This window comes from Marivita sp. S0852 (genome assembly GCF_046591575.1).
In the GTDB taxonomy this organism is placed as follows: Bacteria; Pseudomonadota; Alphaproteobacteria; order Rhodobacterales; family Rhodobacteraceae; genus Marivita.
On record NZ_JBIQWA010000034.1, the window covers coordinates 1 to 645 of the forward strand.

General features: G+C 58.1%; 1 pseudogene. It reads left to right on the forward strand.

From position 1 onward, the window contains the following. Positions 1–51: 51 nt before the first annotated feature. Positions 52–645: pseudogene (locus ACG74X_RS21295) on the forward strand (IS5 family transposase); the annotation flags it as partial.

Here is a 645-nt window from a genome sequence, read left to right on the forward strand (position 1 = left end):
TTGATTTTCAACGCGTTGCGTGTTTCACGGCTCGGAAAACGGAGCGGTAACATGAGCGACCTTTTCTGGCTGACCGATGAGCAGATGGCCAAGCTGTCTCCTTTCTTCCCGAAGTCGCACGGCAAGCCGCGGGTCGATGACAAACGCGTGCTGAGTGGGATTATCTTCAACAATCGCAATGGGTTGCGCTGGCGAGATGCTCCGGAAGCCTACGGACCGCACAAGACGCTATACAGCAAGTGGAAGCGTTGGAGCGAGAAAGGCATTTTCGCCGCGATGATGGTCGGCCTGGCTACCGAACACGGAGAGGAAAAGACAGCGATGATCGACGCGACCTACCTGAAGGCACACCGCACCGCGACCGGCACGGCCGCGAAAAAGGGGGGCGCGGTCACCTGATCGGTCGCACTAAGGGCGGCATGAATACCAAACTGCATGCCATCTGCGACAGCCAAGGGCGACTGGCTGCTCGGCGATCGAGGTTATGACGCCGACTGGTACCGAGACGCGTTGAAAGACAAAGGGATACGCGCCTGTATCCGTGGCCGAAAGCAGCGCACGACGAAGGTGAAATATGACAAGCGCCGATACAAACGGCGCAACCGCATCGAGATCATGTTTGGCAGGCTCAAAGATTGGCGGCGC